Origin of the sequence: Acinetobacter bereziniae LMG 1003 = CIP 70.12 (assembly GCF_000368925.1) — a bacterium.
Classification (GTDB): domain Bacteria; phylum Pseudomonadota; class Gammaproteobacteria; order Pseudomonadales; family Moraxellaceae; genus Acinetobacter; species Acinetobacter bereziniae.
The window spans coordinates 2,028,636-2,054,650 of record NZ_KB849756.1 but is presented as its reverse complement, the minus strand read 5'-3'; the positions used below and the strand labels follow the sequence as shown (position 1 = coordinate 2,054,650).

Sequence of the window (26,015 nt, the reverse complement as noted above, 5' to 3'; positions counted from 1 at the left end):
GTTTAGTCTCCTTGCTGAGAACAAAATATGCTGAATACCCAAATACCGAGGTAACAAATGATCGGTACATAAAGACTGGTACTCAATGAGCTGATATCTGCAACTAAACCTGTTAGAGGAGGAACAATTGCACCACCTACAATGCCACAACATAAGATGCCAGAGCCTTCAGCTGCTCTTTCTTTTAAGTGTTTCGAGGCAAGTGAGAAAATGGTCGGAAACATGATGGAGTTAAAGAAACCGACAGCGAGGATCGCAATTCCTGCAATATTTCCTCGTAAAGTACTACTGGTGAACAAAAGCGCCATGACTGCGATGGAAAACAATGCCAGTAGTTTGGCAGGTGTAATAATTTTCATTAGTGCTGAACACAGGAAGCGAGCGATCATTGCACCACCCCAGTAAAATGCAACAAGTTTGCCAGCATGTTCAGCGGAGATATTCATAATCTCGGCTTGAGATAAGTAGTTCACCAGAACACTGCCGATGGTGAATTCAGCACCGACATATAAGAAAAGACAAATAAAACCTAAAGCAAATCTGGGGGACTTTAGTAAGCTGAGTGAGGCGCTTAAACTTATATGAGCTGACGAGCTTAGGTTTTTAGGACCATCATTTCGAAAGCGCGCCAGTAAAATACAAAAGATAGCGATGACGATGGCAATACCAGTATAGGCATGACTGATGACAGAAGACTCCTGTTGCAGATATGCAGTCATTTCGATACTGCTCAATTGCGAGGTATCGACAGTCGCAATGCTTCCTAAGATGATAATCGCACCAAAGTAAGGTGCAATAGTCGTCCCCAATGAGTTGAAAGCGTGTCCAAGTGTAAGGCGGCTTGAAACTGTTTCTGCTTTACCCAACTGAGTGAGCAGGGGATTGGTCACCACTTGAATAATGGTCACACCTACTGCAAGAATAAACAGGGCAGATAAAAAGGCTGCAAACATATGAATCTTGGTTGCAGGAATGAAGGCTAGACATCCGATTGCCATAACAAAAAGTCCAATAATGGCAGAACGAACATATCCAAATTTATAAATCAATCGACTTGCAGGAATAGAAGCAACAAAGTAAGCAAAGAAAAAAGCGGATTGAACGAGCATAGCTTCCATGTAGCTCAGTTGAAAAACTTCTTTGAGTTTGGGAATTAAAACATCGTTCAGGCTGGTAATACTGCCGAATAGAAAAAACAAAGCAAAAACCATTATATTTAATGAATAATTATTTTGTGAATTCTGTCGGAGCTCTTGATTATTGAATAGCGTTTGATTTTTCATTTGATACCTTTCCGTGGTATATAAAAATGATAATAATCAGCATGGCTTTTTTAATTAATGTTGAATAGATATTAATTTATCAATAAATGATACTATTGTTGCAATATGTCAGGGAGTATAATAATGAGATCTGAATATGAGAAAGTTATAGTAAAACCATATTCATCCTGGTCATTTTTAAATCGAAGAATGGAGCAAGGAATACCTTTTCAGTGGCATCACCATCCAGAGTTTGAATTTACATTGACAGTGAATAGCTATGGTAAACGATATATCGGTAGCGATATTAGCAATTACCATGAAAACGATCTGGTCATGATTGGTCCAAACATTTCTCATACTTGGCAATCTTTTGGAAAATTTAACCCCAATCAGCCCTATATTGCTCTCGTGATTTGGGTTAGTACTGAATGGATTCAAAATGTTATCAATATTTTTCCAGAAATGCGATCTCTGAATAACTTACTTATCTTGTCCAATAATGTTGTGATCTTTAGTGAAGATGTTAAGCATAAAGTGATTGATCATTTTCATAACATTCCAGCACTGGGTTGGTCTGAACGGACACCATTGTTATTAAAGATTCTTTTGACGCTTTCTCAAGATGAGAAAATGATTATCACACATGTTAATAAATTAAATATAAGTTCTGAGAACAATAAGAAAATTCAAAATTTTATAGAAGTAATGGACTACATTGATAAAAATTATCATAAAAAAATATCAATTGAGGATTTAGCTGAGATGTGCTTTGTGAGCCCGGCAACTTTCTATCGCTCATTTAAGAAAATTTTAAAAAAATCACCGATGGAATATATTATTAATTTAAGAATTAATCATGCAGCAGAGTTAATTTTAGAGAGGAATATGGCAATAGCCAATATAGCAGAATATGTGGGTTATTCTTCTTTGGCGTTATTTAATCGGCATTTTAAGAGTATTAAAAAAATATCTCCACGCGAATACAGATTGAAATATAATAAACAATTTATATAATATTTCTGATGATTTTAGAGTTGTAGAATCATCAGATGGCTTAATCAATAACATTTGAGATGTATTATTTTTTTATGTCACTCATTTTAATCAAACGGGCAATATCAATTGTTCTTTCATAGATTAAATCTGCTGCATTGATACATGCCTCATTTAAATTCATCGGTCCTGAGGTTAAAGAAAATGCTGCACTTACACCATAGTCATAAAGCGTTTGATAATTTTCACCCAAAGCCCCTGCAATCACGATGACAGGTACGTTTGCTGCTTGAGCAATTTGGGCAACACCGAATGGCGTTTTGCCATTTAATGTTTGTCCATCAAATTTTCCTTCCCCTGTAATGACCCAATCTGCACCTTGGATTTTACTGGAAAGATGATTGAGTTCTGCAATGACTTCAACACCAGATCTGAACTCGGCATTTAAATAAGCTTTAGCAGCAAAGCCAAGTCCTCCAGCTGCACCCGAACCTTGCTCATTGCGTTTATCATGACCTAATAAGAGCGCAGAAAGATCAGCAAAATGAGCAAGGGCTTGGTCTAATTGCAAGACTTGATCTGGTGTGGCTCCTTTTTGTGGTCCAAAAATATAAGATGCACCATTTTCACCGCAAAGTGGATTAGTAACATCTGCTGCTAAAACAAATTTTGTTTTTGCTATACGCGGATCGAAGTCAGTTAAATCAATTTTTGCTAAGTGTTGAAGTGCTAGACCACCAGCAGCAATGGGATGGTGGTTTTTATCTAAAAGTCGCGCACCTAAAGCGGATAAAAGCCCTGTGCCAGCATCATTTGTAGCACTGCCACCCAAGGTTAAAATAATTTCTTTAGCACCAACATCAAGTGCAGCAACAATCAGTTCACCTGTTCCAAAGGTACTGGTGATACACGCATCACGTTGAGTAGGTGTAAGGTATTGAATCCCACTTGCTTGTGCCATTTCAATCAAGGCAATTTTTTCAGTTTTTAACCAACCCCATCGGGCAAGAACAGGATTTCCTAAAGGACCTTGGACAGATTGTTCTCGCCATTCCCCTTTACAAATATCAAGGACCGCCTCAATTGAACCTTCACCACCATCTGCCATCGGGCAAATCAGAATTTCTGCTTCTGGGAATATGGTTTGCCATCCGAGTGCTATGCTTTTGGCGACACTCTGTGCAGACAAACTATCTTTAAACGAATCTGGAGCAATGATAACTTTCATAAATATTCTCAAAACCAATTTTTGAAGGAATAGGCGGACTTTTTAAGCATTACTGATCTAAAGCATTTTATTGTTCGATATTTATCCAGTGTTCCTTAATCCCGCAGCAATACCTGCAATACTCACCATCAGAGCTTGATCGACTGGAGTATTTTCTTGATGATCATTGGCTAAGTAATCACGTCGCCGTTTCATTAATTCAGCTTGGAGTAAGTGTAATGGCAGTAGATAGGGGTTACGAACTTGCATGGATTGGTCAAGAACAGTATTACTACCCAGTAATTTAGCTTCGCCCTTGATAAATAGGAGTGTTTCGACCGATTGTTCTAACTGAAGGCGTAATTGATGACCTAATTTTTTTAAATTTTCATCATCTGTTAAATGAGATTCATAATACAGCGCAATATGACGATCGGCTTTTGCAAGAACCATTTCCAACATATCGATCAAGGTTTGGAAATAAGGCCACTGAATCAGCATTTCATCGATTGAGGTTTTCTTCCCCTCCTTTAACATTTGATAGAGGGCTTCACCTGTACCTAACCATGCGGGTAACATTAGACGAATTTGAGTCCATGCAAATACCCACGGAATGGCACGCAATGATTCAATGCCACCACTGGTTTTGCGTTTTGCTGGACGTGAACCTAATGGAAGCATTTGTAGTTCGAGTTCAGGCGTAATCGACCTTAGATACTGCACAAAATATGGATTTTCTCTCACAGTTCGACGATAAGCGTTTACTGAGATATCTGTCATTTGGTGCATTAAATCTCGCCATTCCTGTTTTGGAGTCGGTGGCGGCAGTAGGGTGGCTTCCAAAGCTGCTGCGGTATAAATTTCAAGATTTTGTAAAGCGATACTCTCTAATCCAAATTTAAATCGAATCATTTCACCTTGCTCGGTTACTCGTATTGATCCAGAAATTGAACCAGGTGGTTGTGAAAATAAAGCTTGCAAAGTAGGTGCCCCGCCTCGGCTAATCGATCCTCCTCGCCCATGAAATAGGGTGAGTTGAATATCGTGAGTTTTGGCAATTTCGGTCAGTTGTTCTTGGGCACGATATTGAGCCCAATTTGCAGACATAAAACCTGCATCTTTGGCAGAATCTGAGTAGCCGATCATCACTTCATGCTTAGCTTGGATATGTTGCTTATACCAATCTATTTGAAATAGGGTTTCCATTGTATTTGCTGCACCCTCTAAGTCTTTGAGGGTTTCAAATAGAGGAACAACCCGTAATGGTTGTAAAATGCCAGCTTCTTTCTGTAAAAGAAGTACCGCCAATACATCACTTGGATGTGCTGTCATTGAAATAATATATGCACCTAAGCTTTCAGTAGGTTGCCTAGCAAGCATCTGCATGGTCGCGAATACTTCTTTAACATCAGGATGTTCGATTAGACTATCGGGTGAACTGTCTAAATATTTAGGTAGCAACGGACGTTTGTTCTGTAATTCTCGAATTAAGAAATTTTGTCGCGCTTGTTCTGTCCATGATTCAAAATTTCCCAAGCCTAAATATTCAGTGACTGCCGAAATGGCTTGACGATGCCGACCAGATTCTTGGCGAATATCGAGTTTGAGTAGCTCAATACCAAAACAATTTACGCGATAGATGAAATCTAGCAATTTACCATTGGCAATCTCAGGTAAATGACACACCATGAGAGAGCGGTGACATAGTAATAATGGTGCAAGTAATTCATTTTTATCTTGAATGACAGCGTTTAATTGATCATCACATTCAATCCCTTGTAATTTCAGGCTTAACCAATGCAGTGTTGTTTTTAGTTTTTCACGTATATGACGTAAATACTCTCGATATGGTTCAGGATGAGCATCACCGAGAGCTTCTTTCAATTCTGGTGAACAGGCTTGAAGGGAGAGTTCCCAGCGAAGATCCTCAAGATCTTTAAGATAGAGACTAGCGGCTTGCCAACGAGATAACCAAAGCACTTCTTGAGTGATCTGATGGTTCACATTTGGATTGCCATCTCTGTCTCCCCCCATCCATGAGGCAAAGCGAATTGGACAAACAGTGCATGGTAGGTGTAGGTCGCAATTCTTAAAAACAAGATCGTCTAACTCACGAATAAATTTGGGTACAGCATTCCATAAGGTTTGTTCAATGGTGGTGAAGCCCCATTTTGCTTCATCAATAGGGGTAGGTCGATTTTGGCGAATTTCGTCAGTTTCCCAAGCAGAACAGATTAACTGCCTGAGATCCTGCATGATCATGTGATGTTCACGAGCTGTGAGTTGTTGTTGATCCAACTTGGATAGGCAATCATTGATTTTGTCATATTTCTGAATCAAGGTACGGCGACTGACTTCTGTCGGATGCGCCGTTAACACCAATTCAATATTTAATTGACAGATTTGTTCGAATAATTGCGTTGATGTGATGTGTTGTTGTTTAAACTTCTCAAATAATGGCACCAGTGGATTTGGCGATTGCGCTTGTTCATTGAGTTCACTTTGCCGCCTTTGCCGAACAACATGATATTGTTCTGCAATATTAGCAAAGTTTAAAAAATACGAAAAAGCGCGCGTTAGTGGCAAAATTTCCTGATCTTTTAAGTTTAAGAAAAGGTATTCAAGTTGTTGTTCAGCATCAGTTTGACCATCCAAAGTCGCTTTAGATAAAGTGCGTATTTGCTCAACCAAGTTGAATAAGTTTTGATCTTCATGATTTTTTAGGGTTTCTCCTAAGAGATTCCCTAAAAGCCGAACATCTTCACGTAAAGCGCTGTCAATTTGTTGAATCATATTTTACTGTCCAGTGTTCGGTCGAAACTCATTGCGCTTTGTTTTGAAGCCATGCATATACCCCGATCGCTGCAAAGCAAAAGGTTGGAATGATAAAAGCCAATTGAATGTTTTTTAGGTCTGCAATTAAACCCATGAAATAGGGGGAAATCGCTCCTCCAACTAAGGTCATGACTAAAAATGAACCGGCTTTTTTGGTATGTGAGCCTAAGTTTTTTACCCCCATTGCAAAGATAGTGGGATACATAATTGAGGAAAAGAAGAAGGAAAGAATCAGGGCATAAATAGACACAACAGACAAACCTGAAACAACCACTGCACATAAAATGACATTGATCACCGCATAGCTAATCAACATGCTGACTGGAGCGAAAAAACGCATGAAAAATGTGCTTACAAAGCGCCCAATCATAAATACAATCAAGCCAACTGAGAGTAAAAAGGACGCTTTTTGAGGACTAAGCCCAGCCCAATGATCAATTGCAAAATTGATAAAGAACGAACAAATACCGACATGGGCTGCAATCCATGCAAACTGTGCAACGAGTGCACCTGTAAAATTCGGGAATGACCAAATAGAGCGAGCTTGATTGTGCTGGTCAGTGAGTTGTTTGCTTACTTGTACTTCAGGAAGAGGTGTTTTTGCAAAAATGATCATCATAATGACCACCACAAATGCTAAACAAACATAAGTGAACATGACGGGATTAAGTGAAAGTTGTCCTAAGGAAATTGAAGGTGCGAAGAATAAAGCGCCACCAATTAAGGGACCAATAAAGACCCCTAATCCGTTAAAAGATTGTGCGAAATTCAAACGTCTTTCCGCATGTTCAGGTTCGCCTAATATAGAAGCATAAAGATTTGCAGCAGTTTCTAAGCAACCCAAACCACAAGCCAGTATAAACAGTGCGAAGAGGAACATACCGAATACGGCAGCATTTGTGGCAGGAATAAACAGCAATGCACCTAATGCAAATAGACCTAAGCCAACTTGGATACCTGCTTTATATCCAAAACGTTCCATAAATAAGCCAATCGGAAGTGCGATTAGAAAATACGCGCCATAATAGGCAGCTTGAACAAACCCTGACTGGGCTTTGGTCACATGCAATGAGTCTTGAAAGTGTTTGTTTAAAACATCCAGTAAGCCATGTGATAATCCCCACATGAAAAACAGGCTGGTGATTAATATAAATGCAATCCTCGTGGCAGACTTTGGATAGCTAACTGGGCTATTGATCATGGTATTGTTATTTACGTCCATGTGTATTTTCCTATTTTTGAGGGAAAAGGAGGAGTTTCTACTCCTCTTAAAAATGTCTATTCGGCTTCGATGCCACCATAGACCGCTAAAAATTGTTTCATGCGCTGAATGGCTAAATCTGGCTTGATCAGTGCTCCAGCTTGATCTGCTAAACGAAAAATTGTGCAGTAATGGGGCATGCTTCGTGCAGATTGCATTCCTCCTAACATGCTGAAGTGATCTTGGTGACCATTTAGCCAAGCCAAAAACACAATGCCTGCTTTGTAATAGCGCGTAGGCGCACAGAAAATTTCTCTGGAAAGTTGTACGGTTGGCTGGATAATTTCTTGGTAGTGTTGGAGATCACCGTTTGCTAAGGCGACCAGTGCATGAGCAGCAACAGGTGCGATTGGATCAAAAATTCCAAGTAAGGCATGCGAAAAACGCTCACCATCTCCTGCGATTAATTCACCAAAATTAAAATCATCTCCTGTATAAAGCTTTACACCTTGAGGTAAACGACGACGTAGTTCAATTTCCCATTTTGCCTCCAAGAGGGAAATCTTGATGCCATCTACTTTGTTGATATTTGCTTCGATGATGGATAAAACAGTGTCCATCGCTGTGGGAATATCCGTACTGCCCCAATAGCCATGTAGACTTGGGTCAAAAGCTTCACCAAGCCAATGTAAAATTACTTTGTCTTTGGCTTCTTGTAGTAATGTTGAATATACCTTGCGATAGTCTGTAGCACTTTTTGCAGTTGCACACAAAGCTCGACTCGCCATTAAAATTGCACTGACACCCGCCCGATTTACAACTTCAAATTGAGCTCTATATGCTTGAAGAACATCATCTATGGTGGTTTCAGCATTAAAGTTTAATTGATCTGTACCCACGCCACAGCTGAGCATTGCTCCAGGAATTGTTTTTGCATGTGCTGCACTGCGAGTAATCAGCTCAGCAGATTCTTCCCAGCTCAACCCCATCCCACGTTGGGCGGTATCCATAGCTTCCGCAACTCTAAAGCCTAAACGCCATAAATATTCACGAAATGCCAATGTTTTATCCCAATCGATTGAGAGCGTCTCATTCCAAGGATTTCCAGACTTCATCGGTTGCACGACGACATGTGCAGCAGCGTAGACAATCCGATTCATGGTCCCTTTGGCAGGTGATGCAAAAGGGGACTGTGCATATTTCAATGTATACAGTTCAAGCATTTTTTCATTCAGTGAAGGCAATCGTATTTTCATGAGCTTTATCCGTGATGTGCAATGTTTTTCCTAAAATGAGATCAGCCGCTTTTTCAGCAATCATGATGGTTGGTGCATTGGTGTTACAGCTTGGAACCCGTGGCATGACAGATGCATCCACGATTCTTAAACCATCAATACCATGGACTTTCAGATCACTTGAAACCACAGCATCATTCCCATTTCCGATTCGGCATGTCCCAACAGGGTGATGATCTGTTTTTGCATTTGCACAGGCATATTCAAACAACTGTTGATCTGTGACTTTAGAATTTCCAGGAAGTTTTTCTTCTAGAACAAAGCGTTTGAGTGCTGGTTGACTGAGTATTTCTCGTGCCAAACGTAGTCCTTTCATTGACATTTCTCTGTCATAAGGATCTGCCCAATAATTAGGGTCAATAAGAGGTGCACTAGATGGGTTGGCATTCGCAAGCCTAACAGTGCCTCGAGAGCGAGGTCTCAAGAGAGCAGAGTTAAGCGTCACTCCCGGATTGGTCATATGCTCAACCCCTGATTCAATTCCAGAACCCAAACCTAAATGAAGTTGAATATCGGGAGAGCGTGCTGTTTCGTCGGCATACCAAAAACCGCCTGTTTCAAAAAGGCTGGATGCAACTGGTCCTTTTTTGAGTAACAGATATTGCAAACCTGCCCAAGCTGCTAAAAATGGTGAGGAATAGGCATCATAGGTATGATTGCCTGTACATTCGGCGATTACAAATAGGTCTAAATGATCTTGGAAATTCGCACCAACCCCTGACAAATGATGTTTTAGCTCAATGCCTACATCACGTAGGTGATCGGCGGGTCCAATACCCGATTGCATCAATAATTTCGGTGAGCCTATCGCGCCACTACTGATAATAATTTCCCTTTCCGCATAATACATACCAGATTTAGCTGCTTCTGGATGAATCACTTCTACTGCTATGGCTCTTTTATCTGACAGTATGATGCGTTGGGTAAATGCATCTAAAAGTACGGTTAAATTACTCCGATGCTGTACAGGACGAAGATAGGCTGTTGAGGTTGACGATCGTTTTGCATGTAACTGAGTCAGTTGGTAATGACCTAAACCTTCTTGCTTTTCACCGTTAAAATCGGGATTAAAAGGAATACCTAACTCTTGACCCGCTTGAAAGAAAGCTTCACAAATAGGCAAAGGGCTTACTGGATTGGAAACCCCTAAAGGTCCACCATAAGCGTGGTAGCGATTGGCAAAGCGTTCATTGTTTTCTGCGCGTTTAAAATAAGGTAGAACATCGGCATAAGACCAACCTTTTGCACCACATTCCGTTGCCCATTCATCATAGTCAGCCGCTGCGCCACGTGTATATATTTGCGCATTGACCGATGAACCGCCACCAATGACTTTGCCTTGAGTAAAACGTAAAACTCTATTGTTCAGGTGCTTCTGAGGAACTGTACTCCAGCCCCATGACCCACGACCTTTGGTCATTTTTGCAAAACCAGCAGGCATACTATAAAGCGGATGTTTATCTTCACCCCCTGCTTCCAAGAGCAGAACGTTTATAGATGGGTCTTCACTAAGACGATTGGCTAACACACATCCCGCTGAGCCACCGCCTACAATAATATAATCATATTTCATGGTATTTCTCAGAAAGTAGGAATTGAAAGACCACCATCAATATTGATGACGGAGCCAGTAGAAAAATTTAATTTGCCTGAGGCTAGGCTGCTGACGGCAACAGCGATATCTTCGGTTTCTCCCCAGCGCGCCATTGGAACAAGACCATTTTTGAAGCGTTCTTCGTATTTGTTGGCAACACCAGCGGTCATATCAGTTCGTATAACACCAGGACGAATTTCGAATACACCAATATTGGCTGCGGCTAAACGCAATGCGAAAAGTTTGGTACTCATTGCCAATGCAGCTTTGGATAAGCAATATTCACCTCGCTCAGGTGATGCCATTTCAGCACTGACACTGGAAATTGTGATAATGCTCCGAGGATGCTGAGAGGGGACTGAGAGCATATGCTTGGCCACGAGTTGGGTGAAGAAAAATGTCCCTCTTAAATTTGTATTGATCACCAAATCAAATGCTTCTGGTTGCATTGCCAGTAAATCACCACGACACGGTGAGCCAATGCCTGCGTTATTGACCAGACAATCTATTTTTCCTCCCCAGGCGATGACTTTATCGATCAGTTGCTGTTGTGCTTCCAAGTTTTCTAGTTCGCTGGCAATTGCCAGCGCTTTTCCTCCAACAGATTCAACCTCAGCACACAAGGCTGTGCTTTTAGCGTCTTCATGACGACAGGTGAACACAATATCGAAACCTTCACTTGCCAACTGCATCACCACTGAGGCACCAATTCCTCTACGTCCACCTGTAATGAGTGCTAATGGTCGCGATTTAATATCTGAAATCCTTTTCATTATTTTTCCTTTTTGGAACGTTCCAATTTTAACTTAAACAAACTTTTCACTAAGACTGAGTAAGCCACCAATGAGTTCTTTCTCCGATATGTAATTGAATGGTTTTCTGTTCTGTATAATCTTCTACGGCATTGAGACCTAATTCGCGACCAATACCTGATGCTTTAAATCCACCAAAAGGAAGTTCTGGAAAACCTTCGAGAAAGTTATTGATCCAGATGGTTCCTGCATGAATACCTTTTGCTGCTCGTAAGCAAATATCAATATCTTTGCTCCAAACTGCGGCAGAGAGTCCGTAACTGGTTTGATTGGCAATTGTGATTGCCTCTTCGATTGTGCTGAAGTTGAGTATCGATAATACAGGACCAAACACTTCTTCATGGGCGATGGACATACTCGGTTCAACATTTGTAATAATGGTTGGCTGGAAATACATACCTGCGGTTGTTGGAATACGTTCTCCGCCAAAGCGTATCGTGGCACCTTCTGCTTTTGCATTTTTTATCGCTGTTTCGATAATGTTGAGTTGAGTTTCACTCGTAATTGCACCAACTTTTACATCGGGGTGTAGTGGGTCACCAACAGGTACCTGCTTAGAACGGTCAATCACTGCTTGTGTGAAACGTTCAGCAATGTCTGCATGGACTAAAATTCGACTGCCACTATTGCAACATTCACCTGCATTGAAATAGACACCAAATACCACAGCATCGACAGCAGCTTCCCAATTACAATCTGGGAAAATAATTTGTGGATTTTTGCCCCCAAGTTCAAGAGAGACTTTCTTTAATGAACGCCCAGCTTCTGCTGCAATATGACGTCCCACACGTGTAGAACCAGTGAAGGAAACCATGTCTATATCAGGATGGTTAATCAGTGGTTCACCAACAGTTGGACCTAAGCCCGTGACAATATTTACTACCCCTTGAGGTAAACCTGCTTCAAGTAAAATTTCACCGAGGATTAAGGTCGTACCATTGGTGAGTTCACTTGGTTTGATCACAGCTGTACATCCTGCTGCTAAAGCAAAAGGTAATTTTTGGCTGAGAATCCAAATGGGGAAATTCCATGGCGTGATCATTGCAACCACACCAATCGGTTGACGTACAACTATGCCAAGCGTTGAGTTACCTAAATTATTATAGCTTTCACCATGCAGGGTTCTTGCCAGTGCAGCTGCATATTTCCATAAATCCACACAACCAGAAACTTCACTGCGTGCTTGCGTCAGAGGTTTGCCTGTTTCTAAACTTTCAATCAATGCCATTTCTTCAATACGATTTGCTATGCCTTCAGCAACTCGTATCAATAGATCTGCGCGTTCACTGCCAGATCGACTTGACCATGTACCCTGATCAAATGCTTTACGGGCGGCGTCTACGGCACGTAAAGCATCTTCGCGACAAGCGTCAGGATAAATGCCGACAATGACATCATGAGCAGGGCTTTTTCGTTCAGTTATTTTTCCTTGTTGTGAGATACACAGTTCGCCATCAATCAACATACGACCTTGATAAGGTTGTTTAATCACAGGTGCATGACGCTCTAAGTTTAAGAATTTCATTTCATCTTCCTTTATAGTCTGCGGAACGACGTTCACTAAAGCTTGCTAAACCTTCTTTTGCATCTTCAGTTGTTGCGGCAAGTGCTCCCGCCATTCCTTCCAAAACAGCTGCCAAATGATGACCTTCACCTGCATCAATAAGTTGTTTTGTTAGTTGTATGGAAATCGGAGCTTTTCGTCCTATTTCTTCGGCGATCTGTAGAGCACAGGCTAAAACCTCTCCTGAATGACTAATCTCTTGAATTAAGCCTTGTTTAAGTGCTTGTTCAGCATTCATTTTTCTTCCTGTCATTGCGAGATATTTAACCGAACTTGCACCGATTAAACGAACTAGACGTTGTGTTCCAGACCAACCTGGGCATGTCGCGATGCCTGTTTCTGGCAAAGCAAATGTGGCATTTGGGTCACTGACTCGAATATCCGCAGTCGCTAATAGCTCTAATCCACCACCAAAAGCATGACCATTGATCGCTGCAATCACAGGAAAACGTAATCGAGCCCATAAATCGAAAACTTGGTGTCCTTTTCTGGTCCAATGACGCCACATATCCAGCGGTTTTAGCTCTGCCCAGACATGAATATCAGCACCTACACAAAAGGCACGATCACCAGTCGCCGTAATAATGGCGGCTATAATATCTGTTCGTTGATCAAGAGACTTTGCAATATCATCAAGCTGATCTAGCATTTCAGGCGTGAGAGCATTCAATTTTTCAGGTCGCTCTAATTGGACGATAGCAATCGAATTTTCAAAACGGAGGCTGACTGAACCAGATGATCTATTCATGCTGTATACTCCTTAAGCTCTAGTCCCATAACCGCATCTGTAAATAAGCTGGGTCTCATAATTTTTAAATCATCAGAGACGAGTAGGGGGAATTCTGCTTGCGAGAGAACATCTTTTTCTAAATCTATACCTGGGGCAATTTCTGTAATCAGTAAACCTTCTGTCGTTAATTTCATGACACAACGTTCAGTGATATAAAGGATGTTTTGTCCTCGCTGTAGAGCCATATGACCACTGAAAGTGACATGATCAACTTTGTTGACCAATTTACGTGATTTGCCTTCCTGATAAATCTTTAAAGCACCATCACCCACTGTTAATTTTGCGCCAGCAGTGAAAAAGCCAGAAAAAACAATATTCTTCGCATGTGTGGTGATGTCAACAAAACCACCGCAACCTGCTGTTAGATAAGGCTTGCTAGGAAGTTTCGAAACATTCACATTGCCTTCGCGATCAATTTGTAAAAAAGAAAGTAGAGAGAGGTTAAAACCACCACCTTGAAAATAAGTAAATTGTGCGGACGATGGCATAATTGCATCGGCATTTACAGCGCAACCAAATGCAAAATCGAGTAAAGGCATTCCGCCCACAGCTCCTTGTTCAATCAACCAAGTCACCTCATCGTGATAACCTTCTTCCAATAGAATCCGAGGGACATTGGCAGAGATTCCAAAACCTAAATTCACCGACATACCTTTTTCGACTTGCATTGCAGCTCGACGGGCAATGACCTTTTCAGCTCCCCAAGGCGTCATGTCAAATACTGAGTCTGGCTGTTGAATTTCACCACTGATTGCTGGGTCATAGCTGATTTGTGTGGTTTGCATTTGGTCAGGAGCAACCACGATATAATCCACTAAATTACAAGGGATATGCACATGATGCGGCTTTATGGAGCCTGCGCGAACCATACGTTTCACTTGGACAATGACAATCCCACCATTGTTACGAACAGCAAGTGCTTGATCGAGCGCGCCAAGTAAACCGCCTTCATGTTCAAAAGATAGGTTGCCTTTTTCATCGGCGGTGGTTGCTCGAATAATGGCAACGTTAGGAATGATGTTTGGAAAGAACAACCAATCTTCACCTGCAAAATTTACCTTTTCTACAATGGGTTGAGCTTCAGCTTTTGCATTCATCGCACAACCTTGTAAATCTGGGTCTACAAAAGTATTAAAACCAACTTTTGTTAAAACACCTGGACGTTTTGCCGCGACATCGCGATGCAAGTCAAACATGATGCCACTGGGAACGTTATATGCGGCTATTTCGTTATTGACGATCATTTTCCATATCTCTGGCATGGGTAAAGAGGATGGACCACTTGGAAAAGAGCCAGCAATGACTTTTTTGATTAACCCGGTCTGCGCCAGATGCTCAATGCCTTTGATTCCATACAAATCTCCAGCAGCAATAGGATGAAGCAAAGTCAAGTCTTTAGGCTGAGCAATGTGTTGATAGCGCTTTCCAATCGCAGAAAGAATATGATCTGGACAAGCCAAACCACTTGATGAGCTGACAGTCACAATGTCGCCATCGATGATCAATTTTGCAGCTTGTTCGGCACTAATAAGTTTGTTCATGTTTTTTCACTTTTACACAAATAGTTTTTAGATTGCTTTAAATGGTTCTGTTCAAGATCAATAGACGTTGGTGTTGTCGGTGATCGAAGAGAAACCACTTGCTTTAAAACAAATGGAAAAATTTAGTGGTCGCTGGTTTCAATCCATTTCCATTGTTTTTGTCCTCATAAGTTCCTTCTTATGTGGTTTATGTTTGTTATAGGAACGTTCTAATTAATTTTTGGAACGTTCCAAAAATATAGAATTACTACATGCCGATGTCAATATATTTTTTAAAGAAGGGAAAATTAAGTAAAAAAGAAATGGTATGCTACTAGCACTTCGACGCAGGTTAATGAGGTATCTCACTTGAGTAGCAAAGCACCAAAAAGTAAAGCCACCATTATGGATATTGCGAAAGTTTCGGGTGTTTCCAAATCAACCGTCTCTTTAGTCTTGAATAATAGTGAATTGGTCAAACCTGAAACTGCTGAAAATGTTCGAAAGGTCGCTGCTCAACTGGGTTATATCTACAATCGTAGTGCGGCTAACTTGCGTCAAGGGGTAAGTAATATTATTGGTGTAGTCGTCAATGATTTAACCAATACCTTTTTTGTCGAGTTATTGATTGGTGCGGAGAGAAAACTTTTAGAATCAAACTTTACCACTTTGCTTGCACATACAGCCGAAGATCATGCTTTACAACAGCAAGTTATTGTCACTATGCGTGAACATAAAATTGCGGGTTTGATTATTTGTCCTACTTTCGATACCTCGCCTGAATTAATCTCGATGTTAAAAAAATGGGGGGTGCCTTTTGTTATGGTAATGCGCTCTTTGGAAGGAGAGATCTGTGATTTTGTGGGTGCAGATAATCGACTTGGTATCCAACTTTTAACTCAACATTTAATCGATTTAGGACATAAAGAAATCGGATTTATTGGTCGCCATACGGGTTATTCAGTCAGTTTAGAGCGCTTGCAAGGGTTTAAAGATTGTTTGGAAAAAAATGGATTAGCTTGTAATGAGCAATGGATCATTGATGGTCCAATTAGTCGTGAAGGTGGGAAATTAGGTATTGCTCAATTACTTGATTTAGAACATAAACCTTCAGCCGTAATTTGTTACAACGATTTGATCGCAATCGGTGTTTTAAGCGAATTGGATCGACGTGGTTTAAAAGCTGGTAGAGATATTGCTGTCGTGGGTGGAGATGGAATTTCAGAATCAGAATATTGTAGTCCTCCATTGACTACCGTTGCTCATCAACCAGAAAAACTCGGTGAAATCGCAAGTGAGTTATTGTTAACTCGAATTAAAAAACCAGAGGCACCTCCTTTAAAGTTTTTGCTGAAACCAAAGCTAATTGTACGTGAGTCTTGTGGCAGTCAAAAACAACCGTCTGAGCATAAGACCAATTAAATATAAAGCACTTAACACCCTGCATAGATCTGATATAAATATCGTGATTTATTGTTTTTGTTTAAAAAAATTAAAGATCAAGGCTTAAATACTTCTATAAATTAATATTGACAGATTAAATTTGTATATCTATATTTTTTGGAACGTTCCAATTTATCATGGAACGTTCCATTGTTAGAAATTCGATATCAGAAATTGAATATTAGAAATGAAAATTGCATTTGTAATATCGAGATATTGATGAAGCATAAAAATTGATTAAAAAGGAATTTTAATGAAAAAATTAATTGGATTGATTGGGATCACCAGTATTTTTAGTAGCTATCCAGCTTATGCAGTAGAATTACACGGTTATTTTCGTACAGGAATAGGGACTAGTGAAAACGGCAATATTCAAGAATGTTTTAAATTAGCTGGTGCTCCCACCAAATACCGTTTGGGCAACGAATGTGAACAATATGCGGAGTTTTCTGCCAAGCAGCCTATCGCAAATTTTAAGGATGGTTCACAGCTCAGTATCAATGGAATGGTGCAGTTTTATAATGTATATGGACAAGCACTTAAGTTTAGTGGAGACAATGGCTACACACGATTGAATCAAATTTATCTGGATTGGCGTAATCTTGCTGTGCTCAATGGCGGAAATTTTTGGGCTGGACGAAGATATTATAATCGTAATGATAGTCATATGACGGACTTCTTTTACTGGAACCAAAGCGCAACAGGTTTCGGTATAGATAGTTATGATCTGAATGATTACAAAATCAGTTATTCCTTCTCACGAAAAGACAATTTATTTCAAGAGGAGATGGCATCCAAGCATGATCTCACTGTAAAAGGGATAAACATCAACCCAGACAATGAGTTACAGCTAGGAGCTTCTTATATTGATCATCAGCAAAACAATGGATGGTCGCTTATTGTTCAGGATATTCAAAAGCATCGTTTCAACGGCAAGAACACGGTTGCTTTGCAATATGGAGAAGGACCTGGAACAGGATTAAGTTATACAGGTGATGTCAATTTAAGTCGAAATAATACAACATTTAGAGCACTTGAAATGTTTGATTGGCAGACAGAGTCGAACCGTTTCAATGGGCAAATGCAAGCAGTCTATCAAAAAAATAATTTTAAGGATTTGCCGAACATGGAATGGATTTCATTGGGTTCAAGAACCTCTTATGTATTGAATGATAAACTCAAAATTACGGGAGAACTTGGATTTGATCAGATCAAAGATACAGAAAAGAGAAATTTAACTAAGCTTACACTTGCACCAACTTGGGCATTCAAAGGTACCAAATATTATGATCGACCAGAGCTTCGGGTCTATTATACCTACGCAAATTGGAACAATGCTGAAAGAAAATTAAGGGATCAAGTGATGCCAGATAGTAATTTTGTTGCCTCCAATAATGGTTCAAACTTCGGGATTCAATTGGAAAACTGGTGGTAATGCTTGTTTAGCGAATAAAACATCCATTTTGACTGGCATTTCAGCGGATTATTGGAATGCTAGCTTTATTTGGGGGCATAAATATGAGTCTATTAACCGTTTAATCTAGTTTATATACATAAAATTAGTATTTTATGTATATTTTAATGTTCTTTATCTAATTCTAAGATTGCTTTCCTTATTCTTTTAATAAGTATGCTGTTAAGATTTACTGCTTTTTTTAATATTGATCGTATAGTCAAGTGTATCGACCATATTTGAAAGTTTTAGTGATGTAAAATTATTAAACATTGAAATTATTTGAAAAAAGGTAACTATAAATATGATGGCGTAAAAATAAAACTGAAAATTTGGATTCAATTTTAAAAAGTTTTGGACATTAATGTTACTTAGTTGGTTTAGAATAAGTACCAGGGTAGCTAAAATTGTTGGAAAAATCCCTATCTTATCGATGGTACCAGTGATTATTGAGGTTCTTCTATCAAAATGTTCTTTTTCATAAATTATTTCCCTTTTTGACAGTTCAAGATCATCTTCATTAAATTTGATTAGTTCGGGTAAAAATTTAATCTTTGATCTAACATTTATATCAGCATTGCGTAATAACAAGAAGGATGGGCTTTTAAAAAATAGGAATAGACTTTTACGTGAGTTATAAATTTCAACCAATGTGCTTACTAATAAAAATATCTCAGAAACTAAAAGTAATATTAGTGAAGTTAAAATAATATTTTGATTTTTAGAATATGCACCTATTCCTATTAAAATTAAGGAAAAAATAAAAAAAATGGCACATATGGATATCGTACCATAATAGACTCCATTATTTTTTTTGTTTGATTTTTTTCTTAGCAAAGATTGATAGTTTTCTATTTTTAATAGAATCTCTTTAATTTTTCTCTGACTTGAGTTTAACAAAATAATCTCCTTACACGGCATGGTGAAGAGTTGGAAATAGGCACGGTGCAATTTACCTATTTCACAAAGTTAGATTTAGTATTTATAGGTCAGATTCTAAGACTGCGTTCCCCGATAAGACAAAGCTTCTGTCAAATGTGTACTTTGAATTTGTTCACTTTGTGCTAAATCTGCAATGGTTCTAGAAACTCGTAAAATACGGTGATACGCCCGAGCCGATAAGTTTAAGCGTTGTTGTGCCATCTCAATCATCTTTTGGGATGTTTCATCCAAAACTACATGCTTTTCCAACTGTTTTGGCGATAACGCGTGATTTAATCCGCCTTGGCGTTGAATTTGAAAATGAAAAGCTTGGAGTACGCGTTCTCGCACTGTTGCTGAATCTTCAACAGGGGTAGTATCTTGTAATTCTTGAGCTTTTAAGGGTGGTACATCGATATGTAAATCAATACGATCCAATAAAGGACCTGAGATTCGACTTTGATAACGTTTGATTGATTCAGCTGAGCACTGGCAACGGCTATCTTGATTAAAAGCATAACCACAAGGACATGGATTCATTGCTGCGATGAGTTGAAAGTTTGCTGGAAAGGTAATTTGTCTTGATGCTCTCGAAATGATGATTTCTTTAGACTCTAGGGGTTGCCTTAAAACTTCTAGAACTTTCTTATCAAACTCGGGTAATTCATCCAAGAAAAGTACCCCTAAATGTGCAAGTGTAATTTCTCCAGGTTTCGGGTTCGATCCACCTCCTACCAAGGCAATTGCAGACGCAGTATGATGAGGTGCTCGAAAAGGTCGCTGCCCAAAGTGATGTTGAGTGTTGGCAATGGAATAAATACTGGCGACTTCGAGATTTTCTTGTGGATTCAATGCAGGCAAAATACTAGGTAAACGTGAAGCTAAAAGTGTTTTACCTGTTCCCGGCGGCCCTTTAAATAAAAGCGAGTGTCCACCTGCAGCGGCAATTTCTAGAGCTCTTCGAGGGCGTAACTGACCTTTTACATCAGCCAAATCAAATTTATATTGTTTGTCCAAAGTAGATTTTTGTGTGGAGGTTACTTCAATTTTTTGTGTATTTAAAAAATGATCACAGACTTGTTTTAAATGATGTGCAGCAAATACCTTGAATTCAGGTAATTGTGCGGCTTCATCAGCATTTTCTTGAGGAAGCATCAATTGGTGCTTTGCCAATTGACAAGCCATTGCAATCGTTAATGTACCAGTAACAGGTCTTAAATGACCATCCAGTGCTAACTCACCAATAAACTCGAAATCGTCTGTGACATTCTCAGGGAGTTGACCTGTCGCAATCAGAATTCCTAATGCAATCGGAAGATCTAAGCGAGAGCCATCCTTAGGAAGGTCTGCAGGTGCCAGATTGATGGTCAAGCGTTTGGTTGGAAACTGAAAACCACTATTGATTATTGCAGAGCGGACACGATCCTTACTTTCACGAACGGCTGCTTCTGCCAAACCAACAATCGTTAAAGAAGGTAGTCCTGCACTAACATGGACCTCTACTTCAATTAAAGGTGCATGCAATCCAAGTAAGCCTCGTGTATAAATTTTGGCTAAAGACATTGTTATTTTCCAAGTTTGCTTTATTTTTAATCATTATTATAATTTTTGCACCACTTTTGTGCAAATTTAGTTTATTTTTTATGCTGAATAAGCACCTCAAGTGCTTTTACTTGCGCTTGTAATTCAGTCAATCTTAAATTGGCATTATTTAGTGCAGTTTTTTGACGCTCGATTTCATCTTTAGAGACAATGTCCATTTTGCTGATAGCTTCGTTCAATAAGGCACGTAGGTTATGTTCGATATCTTTTTTAGGTTGATCGACTTGTTCCAAAATTGCTTGTAGTAATGTTTCAATCATGAGGAATCCAAAATGTTGATATTCTTTGCCTAGTGTAACATCGTGTATGGATTTTTACTTGAGTAATTTTTATTGGTTTATCAAGGCATCAAAGATAAGAAAATCGTGAGTGAATTTTAAAAAAAATGATCATTATTGTGAGTTTTTTCAAGTTGAAACTTCACCTAAGGATATACAATAGGTTATAAAGGCAATACGTGTTGATCAAATTAGCCACCCCAACCGTTAATAAGATTGGCACGAAAATTGAACATAAAACCTTACTGGTGAAATAAGCCGAAGGAAAACAATATGAAGCTCGTAACTGCAATTGTAAAACCGTTTAAATTAGATGACGTGCGTGAAGCCTTGTCTGATATAGGCGTTCAAGGGATTACCGTAACTGAGGTTAAAGGTTTTGGTCGTCAAAAAGGGCATACAGAACTTTACCGTGGTGCTGAATATGTCGTGGATTTTCTCCCAAAAGTGAAAATTGAAATCGCGATCAGTGATGACATGGTAGATTCAGTGATTGAATCTATTACACGTGTTGCGAGCACTGGGAAAATTGGTGACGGAAAAATTTTCGTGACGAATTTAGAGCAAGTGATTCGTATTCGTACAGGTGAAACAGGTCCAGACGCTGTTTAATTTGGCACGAAGATTGCTGGTTATGTTGATGAAGACATAACTCACAAAATTAGGTTGGGGGATACGAATGAAAAAAATGCTATTAGCGCTCAGCCTGTCTGGCGCACTTCTTGGCGGATCAGTTGCGTGGGCAGAAGAAAGCGTAACTGAGCCTGCATCTACCGCTGTTGCATCAGCAAGTGATGTCAGCACAGCGACAACAGATACCACAGCAAGCGTTGCACCTGAGGCAACTGCAACAGTTGCACCTGCACCAGAAGCAGAGAAACCAACACTCAACACAGGCGATACTGCGTGGATTTTAGTGTCTACAGCATTGGTCTTGCTGATGACGATTCCAGGTTTGGCATTGTTTTATGGTGGTATGGTTCGTAAGAAAAACGTACTGGCAACAATGGCACAAAGTTTCACTGCTGCAGCAATTGTAAGTATTGTATGGGTGGTTGTGGGGTACTCACTAGCTTTTGGATCTGGCAATGCTTTTATCGGCGGGTTAGATAAAGCCATGCTGTCTGGCATCACCACAGATGCACTGAGCGGAAGTATCCCTGAAATTCTATTTGTTATTTTCCAAATGACTTTTGCGATTATTACAGTTGCCATTATTAGTGGTTCTGTGGCTGATCGTATGAAGTTCAGCGCTTGGATCAGCTTTATTACCATTTGGGTGATTGTTGTTTATGCTCCGATTGCACATTGGGTATGGGGTGGTGGTTGGTTAATGAATGACGGTGCACTTGATTTTGCAGGTGGTACAGTGGTTCATATCAACTCAGGTGTTGCTGGTTTAGTTGCTGCATATCTACTCGGTAAACGTATGGGCTTAGGCAAAGAGTCTATGGCGCCACATAACTTAACTTTAACTGTATTGGGTGCGAGTCTGGTATGGGTAGGTTGGTTTGGTTTCAATGGTGGTTCAGCTTTAGGTGCTAATGGTTCAGCAGCATATGCTTTGGTGACAACTCAAGTTGCAGCAGCTGCAGCCGCAATCGCTTGGTTAGTGGTTGAGAAGATTGTCCGTGGCAAAGGCTCTGTATTGGGTGCAGCATCAGGTGCGGTTGCAGGTCTTGTGGTGATTACGCCAGCTGCGGGTTTTGTAACCGTCAGTGGTGCATTGATCATGGGCTTGATTGGTGGTGTGGTATGTTTCTGGGGAATCTCTGGTCTTAAACGTATCTTGAAAGCAGATGACTCTTTAGATGCCTTTGGTCTACATGGTGTGGGCGGTATCGTGGGTGCGATTTTAACAGCAGTTTTTGCAAGCTCATTCATTATGGGTGACAAAGCGCCAACCAACATGATGCATCAATTATGGGTTCAAGTAGAGGGTGTATTGGCAACGATTGCTTACTCGGCAGTGGTGACATTCATTCTTCTTAAAATTATCGATGTGGTGATTGGAATCCGTGTTGAAAATGATGATGAACGTATGGGCTTGGATTTAAGCCAACATGGTGAACGCATCGAATAATTAAAATGGTGAGAAGAAGAGCTTTTTAGAATAATAACTATATATAGTATTAAACAGCCCGTGAGGGCTGTTTTTTTTCCATATCTTGCGAAACCCTCAACAAAAACCTGTTTTTTTGCTACACTAGCTGAAATTATGAATTTTGCTTAATTAAACCACTATGCATTGTCCATTTTGTAACGCTGCAGATAGTAAAGTGATCGATTCCCGTTTGGCTGCTGAAGGTAGTCAGATTCGTCGTCGCCGTGAATGTATCAGTTGTGGCGAACGTTTTACCACTTTTGAAAGTTATGAAGTGGTGATGCCACGTGTAACCAAGTCTGATGGTAAAAATGAACCATTTGATGAAGCAAAATTGCGTCGTTCTTTGATGCATGCTTTGCAAAAAAGACCTGTGACTCAAGAGCAAATTGAAACAGTCATTAGTGATATTCAATTACAAATTCGTCGTTTAGGTGAACGTGATGTGCGTTCACGTACCATTGGCGAAATTGTCATGAAATCTTTGTTTGCACTTGATCATGTGGCATATGTGCGTTTTGCTTCGGTTTATCAGGATTTCCAAGATATTGATGCTTTTCGCCATCAAATTGAGCAAATGCAAGCACGTGGTCAAGACCACTGATTTATTTTTCATAGGATTAAATTAGGAATTTTATGTCTGAGTTGGATTCAAACTCTAAGTCTGAAGATGCTGTCAATATCGATCAGGTTTGGATGCAGAAAGCGATTGAGCTCGCCAAGCTTGGACAGTATTCCACACGACCAAATCCAAATGTTGGTTGCGTTATTGTCAAAGATGGAGTCCTCATTGGAGAGGGTTTTCATCCCCAAGCCGGACAACCTCATGCAGAAGTGTTTGCAATGCGTCAAGCTGGAGCGTCTGCAAAAGGCGCAACGGCTTATGTGACTTTGGAGCCTTGTGCACATTATGGCCGTACACCACCTTGTGCAAAAGGTTTGGTTGAAGCAGGTGTGGCAAAAGTTATCGTTGCATGTGCAGACCCAAATCCACTTGTCGCAGGTAAAGGTGTAGAGATTTTACGTCAGGCTGGAATTGTTGTTGAAACAGGTGTTTGTGAACAACAAGCCACCCAACTCAACTTAGGTTTCCTAAAAGCAATGGCAACGGGTTTACCTTATGTGCGTTTAAAAGTCGCTTCGAGTCTAGATGGACGCACCGCTATGGCATCAGGTGAATCCAAATGGATTACTGGTGCTGAGTCTCGTCAAGATGTACAACATTGGCGTGCTATTTCAGGTGCAGTGATTACTGGGATTGAGACCATTCTGGCGGATGACCCTCAGCTCAATGTTCGAAGTTTAGCCAATGTGGAACTGGAAAAAGTCGTACAGCCGAAACGTGTCATCTTAGATCGGAAAGGTCGCTTACCGTTGACCGCTCAAGTGCTTAAGCATCCTGAAACAGTGATGGTAATGGGACCATTTCGTCGGGAATTGGCTGAACTTGGTGTGGTGCAATTAGACGTCCAGTCATTAAAAGATTTATTAGGCACTTTAAAAGATTTTCAAATTTATGATGTGTTGGTTGAAGCTGGTGCAACCTTATCGACTGCATTTTTACAGGAAAAACTGGTTGATGAGTTAATCAGTTATGTTGCTCCGACTTTTTTAGGGCAATCAGCACGACCAATGTTTAATGCAGAATTTGAAACCATGGCACAACAATTACGTTTTATGCTTAAAGATGTTCATCAATTTGGTGATGATATTCGTTTAAGACTTCTCCCTGCGCAAGAGTCAGTATGAATTCAGAGTTAACATCATCGGTTTATCATAAACGTCGCCATGCTGCGCGTACAACAGATGAATATCTTTTTCATCAGTTGGTTCCTTATTTGGGAAACAAGCGGCGTTTGTTGCACCTGATTCTCGAAGCGCTCGAAATTACTGGAACATTGAATCCTAAAGGTAAACGTGCGCCTATTTTTGCAGATTTTTTTGCAGGTAGCGGAGTCGTTTCACGTTTGGCTCGTCAAAATGGCTATCGTGTGATTGCCAATGATTGGGAGCCTTATAGTCATGCCCTGAACCATGCCATTCTTGCTTGCACCGATGCGCCGGCATTTAAAGAATTGGGTGGCTATCAAAAAGCCATTGATTATTTAAATCGTTTACCTGAAGTCAAAGGTTGGGTGACGCATAATTTATGCCCACGTAATGATGAGATTTATGACCCAGCGCGCGATCGTTTGTTCTTTAAGCGTCGTAATGGTATGCGTATCGATGCAATTCGCCAACAGATTGCGACATGGCAGGCACAAGGCGCTATTGATGATGTTGAAATGAGTGCCTTACTTGCCCCTTTGCTTTACTCAGCCAGTTTTGTCAGTAATACCAGTGGTGTATTTAAAAGTTTTCATCATGGCTGGGGCGGAAAGACTCAAACGGCATTAGAACGAATTGAATCACTGTTGTGGTTAACACCAAGCCGTTTTAGTGAGGTGGGTGACAATAAGCAAAAAACACCAATGGCGGAAATGTGGTGTGTGGATGCACAGCATTTGGCAAACCAGATGAGCGGTTTTGAAGTGGATGTGGCGTATTTAGATCCTCCTTATAACCAACACGCTTACAGCAGTAATTATCATGTACTCAATTCATTAACCCTTTGGGATCAAGTCGATCTACCTACACCAGATACCAAAGGTTTTAAAAGTGGAATTGATCGCGCATGGCGAAAAGAGCGTCCAAGCCCATATAACTCGTCCAAGCATGCACAAGAAGCTTATGAGAGCCTGTTGGAAACCATTAATGCACGTTATATTCTCACCAGTTACTCCACTGATGGAAATATTGAAGCCAAAGATTTATTGGCGGCAAATCTAAAACGTGGCAAAGTTACCTTGTTGACACAGGATGTTCCGCGTTATCGCGTGAGTAAACAACGTCAGTCAGAGCGTGCTCGTGTACTTGAGTTTATTGTCATTACCGATACGCATGCCAAGTCTGGACCACCTTTGCGTCAGCTTTTGGGGCAACTTTACCATTTTGCTGAGTTGGGTGGTGTGGATACATCGGGTGTGAGTACACAACTGGCTTTATGGTAATCTTGTTATCCTCGTCTTTAAATTAAAGCTGGGGATATGGTAATCAACACAATAGATATTCATCAGCCCTCAGATTGAGGCAGTAGGT

At 40.2% G+C, this 26,015-nt stretch carries 21 protein-coding genes; 8 read left to right on the top strand and 13 right to left on the bottom strand.

Features of this window, described 5'->3' with window-relative positions; translation table 11 throughout:
• Positions 1-2 precede the first annotated feature (2 nt).
• A complete protein-coding gene (locus F938_RS19445) occupies positions 3-1,283 on the bottom strand; it encodes a sugar MFS transporter (RefSeq protein WP_005034473.1) in 1,281 nt (426 codons plus the stop codon).
• 123 nt (positions 1,284-1,406) lie between these two features.
• On the opposite strand from F938_RS19445, the gene F938_RS19440 reads away from it, so the two are divergent.
• A complete protein-coding gene (locus F938_RS19440) occupies positions 1,407-2,279 on the top strand; it encodes an AraC family transcriptional regulator (protein WP_004825576.1) in 873 nt (290 codons plus the stop codon).
• Positions 2,280-2,343: 64 nt separating this feature from the next.
• Here F938_RS19440 and F938_RS19435 read toward each other — a convergent pair whose 3' ends face one another.
• From F938_RS19435 to F938_RS19395, 9 genes are all read right to left on the bottom strand, one after another.
• Entirely contained in the window at positions 2,344-3,486 is a 1,143-nt protein-coding gene (locus F938_RS19435) for a glycerate kinase (protein ID WP_005034470.1), read from the bottom strand.
• Positions 3,487-3,567: 81 nt separating this feature from the next.
• Entirely contained in the window at positions 3,568-6,258 is a 2,691-nt protein-coding gene (ppc, locus tag F938_RS19430; RefSeq protein ID WP_005034467.1) for a phosphoenolpyruvate carboxylase, read from the bottom strand.
• A gap of 28 nt (positions 6,259-6,286) precedes the next feature.
• Positions 6,287-7,522 (bottom strand): sugar MFS transporter, encoded by a 1,236-nt coding sequence (locus tag F938_RS19425; RefSeq protein ID WP_005034465.1) that lies wholly within the window; start codon positions 7,520-7,522, stop codon positions 6,287-6,289.
• A gap of 56 nt (positions 7,523-7,578) precedes the next feature.
• Positions 7,579-8,757: a dihydrodipicolinate synthase family protein gene (locus F938_RS19420; RefSeq protein ID WP_005034462.1), complete on the bottom strand. Its 1,179-nt coding sequence runs from the start codon at positions 8,755-8,757 to the stop codon at positions 7,579-7,581.
• On the bottom strand, positions 8,729-10,369 hold the full coding sequence (locus F938_RS19415) for a GMC family oxidoreductase (RefSeq protein ID WP_005034461.1): 1,641 nt from the start codon (positions 10,367-10,369) through the stop codon (positions 8,729-8,731). Before F938_RS19415 ends, F938_RS19420 begins: the two co-directional genes overlap by 29 nt.
• Positions 10,370-10,377: 8 nt before the next feature.
• On the bottom strand, positions 10,378-11,163 hold the full coding sequence (locus F938_RS19410; RefSeq protein WP_004825564.1) for a 3-ketoacyl-ACP reductase: 786 nt from the start codon (positions 11,161-11,163) through the stop codon (positions 10,378-10,380).
• A gap of 49 nt (positions 11,164-11,212) precedes the next feature.
• Positions 11,213-12,727, bottom strand: a complete 1,515-nt coding sequence (locus F938_RS19405; RefSeq protein WP_005034457.1) for an aldehyde dehydrogenase family protein — start codon at positions 12,725-12,727, stop codon at positions 11,213-11,215.
• A gap of 1 nt (position 12,728) precedes the next feature.
• The gene (locus tag F938_RS19400; protein WP_005034455.1) at positions 12,729-13,514 is read right to left on the bottom strand and encodes an enoyl-CoA hydratase/isomerase family protein; all 786 of its coding nucleotides are present in this window, start codon (positions 13,512-13,514) and stop codon (positions 12,729-12,731) included.
• Positions 13,511-15,097 carry an acyl CoA:acetate/3-ketoacid CoA transferase gene (locus F938_RS19395; protein ID WP_005034453.1) on the bottom strand — a complete coding sequence of 529 codons (1,587 nt, stop codon included), beginning with the start codon at positions 15,095-15,097 and terminating at the stop codon, positions 13,511-13,513. Before F938_RS19395 ends, F938_RS19400 begins: the two co-directional genes overlap by 4 nt.
• Before the next feature lie 348 nt (positions 15,098-15,445).
• Between F938_RS19395 and F938_RS19390 the strand changes: the two genes are divergently transcribed.
• Both F938_RS19390 and F938_RS19385 read left to right on the top strand, forming a co-directional pair.
• The gene (locus F938_RS19390) at positions 15,446-16,498 is read left to right on the top strand and encodes a LacI family DNA-binding transcriptional regulator (protein WP_004825556.1); all 1,053 of its coding nucleotides are present in this window, start codon (positions 15,446-15,448) and stop codon (positions 16,496-16,498) included.
• A 274-nt stretch (positions 16,499-16,772) separates the two neighbouring features.
• The gene (locus F938_RS19385) at positions 16,773-17,954 is read left to right on the top strand and encodes a maltoporin (RefSeq protein ID WP_005034451.1); all 1,182 of its coding nucleotides are present in this window, start codon (positions 16,773-16,775) and stop codon (positions 17,952-17,954) included.
• Between the two features lie 201 nt (positions 17,955-18,155).
• Here F938_RS19385 and F938_RS19380 read toward each other — a convergent pair whose 3' ends face one another.
• The 3 genes from F938_RS19380 to F938_RS19370 form a co-directional block, all read right to left on the bottom strand.
• The gene (locus F938_RS19380; RefSeq protein WP_010590840.1) at positions 18,156-18,872 is read right to left on the bottom strand and encodes a hypothetical protein; all 717 of its coding nucleotides are present in this window, start codon (positions 18,870-18,872) and stop codon (positions 18,156-18,158) included.
• Positions 18,873-18,968: 96 nt separating this feature from the next.
• Entirely contained in the window at positions 18,969-20,456 is a 1,488-nt protein-coding gene (locus F938_RS19375) for a YifB family Mg chelatase-like AAA ATPase (protein ID WP_005034447.1), read from the bottom strand.
• 71 nt (positions 20,457-20,527) lie between these two features.
• Positions 20,528-20,755, bottom strand: a complete 228-nt coding sequence (locus F938_RS19370) for an accessory factor UbiK family protein (RefSeq protein WP_004825547.1) — start codon at positions 20,753-20,755, stop codon at positions 20,528-20,530.
• 291 nt (positions 20,756-21,046) lie between these two features.
• On the opposite strand from F938_RS19370, the gene glnK reads away from it, so the two are divergent.
• The 5 genes from glnK (at position 21,047) to F938_RS19345 (ending at position 25,927) form a co-directional block, all read left to right on the top strand.
• On the top strand, positions 21,047-21,385 hold the full coding sequence (gene glnK, locus F938_RS19365; protein WP_004725283.1) for a P-II family nitrogen regulator: 339 nt from the start codon (positions 21,047-21,049) through the stop codon (positions 21,383-21,385).
• 67 nt (positions 21,386-21,452) lie between these two features.
• Positions 21,453-22,856 carry an ammonium transporter gene (gene amt / locus F938_RS19360; protein ID WP_004825546.1) on the top strand — a complete coding sequence of 468 codons (1,404 nt, stop codon included), beginning with the start codon at positions 21,453-21,455 and terminating at the stop codon, positions 22,854-22,856.
• A 160-nt stretch (positions 22,857-23,016) separates the two neighbouring features.
• Entirely contained in the window at positions 23,017-23,481 is a 465-nt protein-coding gene (gene nrdR / locus F938_RS19355) for a transcriptional regulator NrdR (protein WP_004825545.1), read from the top strand.
• Positions 23,482-23,513: 32 nt separating this feature from the next.
• Positions 23,514-24,626, top strand: coding sequence for a bifunctional diaminohydroxyphosphoribosylaminopyrimidine deaminase/5-amino-6-(5-phosphoribosylamino)uracil reductase RibD (ribD, locus tag F938_RS19350; RefSeq protein WP_005034444.1), 1,113 nt, complete (start codon positions 23,514-23,516; stop codon positions 24,624-24,626).
• Complete coding sequence (locus F938_RS19345) at positions 24,623-25,927, top strand: DNA adenine methylase (protein ID WP_004825539.1); 1,305 nt, start codon at positions 24,623-24,625, stop codon at positions 25,925-25,927. Before ribD ends, F938_RS19345 begins: the two co-directional genes overlap by 4 nt.
• Positions 25,928-26,015 lie beyond the last annotated feature (88 nt).